This is a genomic window from Streptomyces sindenensis (assembly GCF_014649035.1).
GTDB classification, from domain to species: domain Bacteria; phylum Actinomycetota; class Actinomycetes; order Streptomycetales; family Streptomycetaceae; genus Streptomyces; species Streptomyces sindenensis.
This window is the reverse complement of the sequence record NZ_BMSG01000069.1, coordinates 1-4,634: the sequence shown is the minus strand read 5'-3', so window position 1 is coordinate 4,634 and position 4,634 is coordinate 1. Positions and strand designations below refer to the sequence as shown.

At 69.0% G+C, this 4,634-nt stretch carries 1 protein-coding gene and 1 pseudogene; one reads left to right on the top strand and one right to left on the bottom strand.

The window, feature by feature from the left end:
* Window positions 1–61 precede the first annotated feature (61 nt).
* Window positions 62–3,211 (bottom strand): annotated as a pseudogene (locus IE145_RS33000) (protein kinase domain-containing protein); the annotation flags it as partial.
* Between the two features lie 785 nt (window positions 3,212–3,996).
* On the opposite strand from IE145_RS33000, the gene IE145_RS32995 reads away from it, so the two are divergent.
* Window positions 3,997–4,152: a hypothetical protein gene (locus IE145_RS32995; protein WP_189529100.1), complete on the top strand. Its 156-nt coding sequence runs from the start codon at window positions 3,997–3,999 to the stop codon at window positions 4,150–4,152.
* The last annotated feature ends 482 nt before the right edge of the window (window positions 4,153–4,634 follow it).

Here is a 4,634-nt window from a genome sequence, read left to right as displayed (position 1 = left end):
AGGTCCTTCAGCAGCTCGACGACGACTGACCGTCGGCCCCATTCTGAAACGATCAGTTAGTCGCACGGCGCTCCATGGAGGGAGCCAGGGCCTTGCCCTCCGCGTACTCGCGCGGCGACAACCCCATCACCTCGGTCACCGCCTCGGCGAGCTCGTCGTGGTGCAGGCCTTCCTCGCCCGCCCGCACGGCCGCCTGGTAGAGAGCGCCGCGCAACTGGGTGACCTGCGCGAAGTCGTTGAAGTGGCCGGCCTGGAGCGAGGCGTCCTGCCGGTTGTCGACGAAGGTGAGGAGCTTGCGCGCCTCCTTGCCGAGGCTCTCCTCCGGCACCGCCCGCAGGGACTTAACGATCGACGCGGAGATCAGCGAGGTGGCCGAGGAACGGCCCTCCTGGTCCAGCGTGGCCAGCTTGGCGAAGTCCCGGCCGCGGGTCTGCTCGTACGAGACCTGGCAGTGCACGCAGAAGAGGAACGGCGCCGGGACGAACGCCGCCACCAGACCCTCGCCCGACTCGTTCCCGAACCCGTCCACGACGACCCGCTTGGGTACCCGGGGCCGGTAGGACTTCTTGACGACGGTCACGCCCTGCGCGTCCGTCTCGAGCCACGACTCCGGCAACCGCCGGTCGTCCACGGCCGTCTGCGGATCGGCCGGCCACTCGTAGTCCTCCCCGGGCATGCCGAGGTACAGATAGCCCTCACCGTCCCGGCCCCCGGAGGCGGAGGTGTCCCGGCGCGGCTCGTACCGGAACGCCCCGCTCTCCTCGGTGCGCCAGACCGTCAGGTACTCCTGGCCGCACTCACGGCAGAACGCTAGCGGGAACAGCGGCTTGCCGTCGCTGCCGGGCTGTTCCAGCTGGTAGGTGCGGGTGAGCGGGCGGCTGAGCGGATCCTCAAGGGTTGTGTAGACCGTGTCGCCCTTCGAGAGGAACTGGTGCAGCCGGAAGGCGAACAGGGGCCGCTCCGTCATGGGGTTCTTCGCCTGGGACCCCGCCTCCAGCGTGGTGCGGATCGCCTCGCGCACGCTCTCCTCGGCCACGCCGGACTCCGCGGCGAGCTCGGCCGCCGCGTCCTCGACGGTCCCCGGGGCGCAGCGCCGGAACCGCCCTGTGCCCTCCTCGCGCTCCAGACCGAACCGCGACTCCAGCCAACGCGCCAGCGAGTCCTTCGTGAGCGCCTCGTAAGAACGGGGCGCCGCCGGCACCCGCAGCCGCTCGGCGGGCACCGTCACCGGGGCCTCCTCGGTGGCCCGGATCAGGGTCTCGCCGATGACACGCTTCGGCAGCACCGTCGTGCCGAACAACCGGCCGGCCACCTTGGCTACCTCGCGCCGCTGGTCCTCCCAGGATCCCTCGGTGGACATGGTGGCCGAGGTGCCGATGCACTGGAGGGTCGTCGAGGCCCGGCAGGCCTCGCGGACCCGGCGGATCAGGAACGCCACGTCCGCACCTTGGCGGCCCCGGTAGGTGTGCAACTCGTCGAAGACGAGGAACTGCAGCCCGTCGGCCATGCGGATGAGGCTCGACCGGTCGTCCGGCCGGGTCAGCATGAGCTCCAACATCACGTAGTTCGTCAGCAGGATGTCCGGGGGGTTCTTGCGCAGTTCCCGCCGCTGCTCGTCGGACTCCTGGCCGGTGTAGCGGGCGAAGGTGACCGGCTCGTTCCCCGCCCCGAATCCGTGGCGCAGGTACTTCTCCAGTTCCATCAGCTGCGAGTTCGCCAGCGCGTTCATCGGGTACACCACGATTGCGCGCACCCGGCCCCCCGCGCCGTCGGCCTGACGCTCCTTCAGGACGTGGTTCACGATCGGGACGATGTACGACAGAGACTTGCCGGATCCCGTACCGGTCGTCAGCACATAGGAATCGCCCGCCTGCGCGGCCTCGATCGCCTGCCGCTGGTGGAGATGGAAGGTCAGCGGGCGCCCGTCCGGGCGCCGTGAGCTCTCCTTCTTGCCCGCCTGGAAGATCTCGGCGCACTTGGGGTGCAGGATGCCGTCCCGCACGAGGTCGGTGACCTTGCCTCCGTCGGCGAAGAACGGGTTCAGCGACAACCACGGGTCGGGCCACTGCGACTTCGCCGCCATGTCATCCTCGATGAAGCCGGCGATCCGGGCGTCCCGGATCACCGTCGCGCTCTTGGTGAAGCTCTCGTACTCGCTGATCAGGTCGGCGTGGATGCCGAAGACGTCCATCGTCTCGGGCAGGCGCGGCTCTCTGCGCGGCACGGGAGCGGGCGCCGCCGGGGTGCGCTCGGGGAGCAGGGCCCGCAGCCGGGCCACCGGGTTCATCACCTGCCAGTGCGGGGCAAGGAGAGCGGCTGTGTCGTCCGGCGCGAACGCGAGAGGGACCAGCACGTCACGGAGCAGGGCGGCGTTCTCAGGCCGCAGTTCGGCGTCCTTCTCGAGCAGGCGGTCCACCAGGCGGACCAGCTCGGCGGGCAGGTCCGGGCGCACCAGGGTCAGCAGCGGCGGCCGCGCGTGCTGGTGCTGCTCGGAGAGCTCGTACGGGGTCCGGGCGGAGAACGGCGGCTGCCCGATCAGCAGTTCGTACAGGATGCAGCCGAGAGCGTAGAGGTCGGCGAGCGCGGTGACGCGCTCGGCCCGGAACTGCTCGGGTGCCATGTAGCGGGCCGTGCCGACGCTGACGCCGGTGCTGGTCAGCCGGGTCTGGTCGGGGTCGTCGACGATCGAGCCCATGCCGAAGTCGAGGATCTTGACGGTGCCATCGCTGGTCAGCATCACATTGGCGGGCTTCAGGTCGCGGTGCACGACCCCGGCCGTGTGCGCGGCGGCGAGTCCGGCGGCGATCTGCGCCCCGATGGCGGCAACCCAGGAGACCGGAAGCTGGGGCTCCTCGTCGATGAGGTCCGCGAGCGGGTGACCGTCGAGCAGCTCCATGGCCAGGTAGGGGAGACCGCTGCCACCCGGCTGGTCGTCAACGCCGCCGTCGATCAGCCGGGTGAGGTTCGGGTGGCCCTGGGAGAGCATGCGCATGATCCGCACTTCGCGGCGGAAGCGGTCGATCTCCTTGCCGGACCCCGATGCGTCAATCGCGACTCCGGTCCGGCCGCGCAACACGGTCTTGACCGCGACCTCCCGGTGCGGGGCGTCCGGGGCGGCCTGGAGGTCTTCGGCGCGGTGTACCTCGCCCATGTTCCCGCGCCCTACGATCCCCGTGATCCGGAATCGTCTGTTGACCGTCACCAGGTCCACTGCCCCTCCCCGTTTCACCCGTCGCGTACAAGGTGGTTACACCCTGCAGGGAGTGTACACCTCTACTTGTCACCGAGAGTCGCACACACGCGTTGACGCTGTCAACGGATTTCTCTCGCTTGATGCGCCGCGAGTGATCAACGCGCGGGCGGCTGATCACGGGCCGTCAGGCGGTCATGAACCGGGGTGCTACGAGATAGCCCACGTGCCCCAGCACATCCGCTCGGCAGGCGATGGACCCACAGCCGCCAAGAAACATCACCTCACCTTCGACCTCAGTCGCGTCCGGCCTTACGACTGGACCTTCGTCGACCTGCTCGCCCCCGGCCACCCGTTGCACTACGCAGTCATGGCCGAAACCATCAGGAACTTCGGGGCGCCCTCAACCGGGGCACCCTCATCGTCTCGACCGCCGCTGACGAACAGCACTTCGTCGGAGGGCACAGTGGTCGCGGACGCCACCGGTGCGTCGGTGGCCCGACGGTTTGCTTACGCTTGTCGACAGCCGGGGCATCATGCGGCCGGCCGGCCCCGCGCCCTACCTCGAATATGTTGAGGCGCCCGATGGCGCGGCGCCCGACATCTCGGGCGGTCTTGCCTGGCTCACGGGCGCCGAAGGCGACCAGCTGGATCATCGCCAACCAGCCCCCCGATACCTGGCCGAGGTCCAGCTCCGTCGCCTGGCGGAGTTAGGCAAGGCCCGGGGTTGGTGACCAACCGGCTGCTCCTCGACGGGGCGGCGGTCTCCGAGAGAGAACGGAGGGGCGAGAAGCTCAAGGAGTTCTTTGGAGAGCCTCCACCGCAAGGCCGTCGAACTCGATGTACGCCTTCGAAAGCGTCTCGCACTCCCCGGCCAGCAGCAGCTGATGTCGACGAAGCCACCGCAGATCCTCACCGCGGAGCTTGTGCTGAGCGTCTCCGATCTGCCCTCTCGTGAGTGAAGAACGTATTGGTGTGATCACGAGGAGGGCGTGAAGCGCGGCGGCGATGGGGTCCGGACTGATCGTCGACGGGTCGAGCACCCGCCCCCAGTGCCCGAGTTTGGCGGAGGCGCGCTGGGCAGGGAGCCGGAGCCTGACGTGCGCGGAGTCTGCCTGCTTTTCCCGGCCGTTGTGTCCGTGAGCGCGAGCGGAGCGAGGACCTTGATGCCCTCGTGGCCGGGCCTGCAGAACCGAGCCGGGGGTAGTGGGTAGCAGCCCCATGGCAGGCGCCAGCCCTGATGCCCGTCGGCCCCGCCAGCAGCTCGTTCGGGTCGGTACTGCCGCCCGCATGCAACAACCTCACTACCGGCTTCCACGTGCTGCGATACAGAGATGCCCACCAGGACTGGACCTCAGGACCCCTGACTATGCTGCGGGTTGTCTTACTGATCGTTTCAGAATGCCGCCCGAAGCCGTCGGAGACAGATGATGCTGCAGGCAAG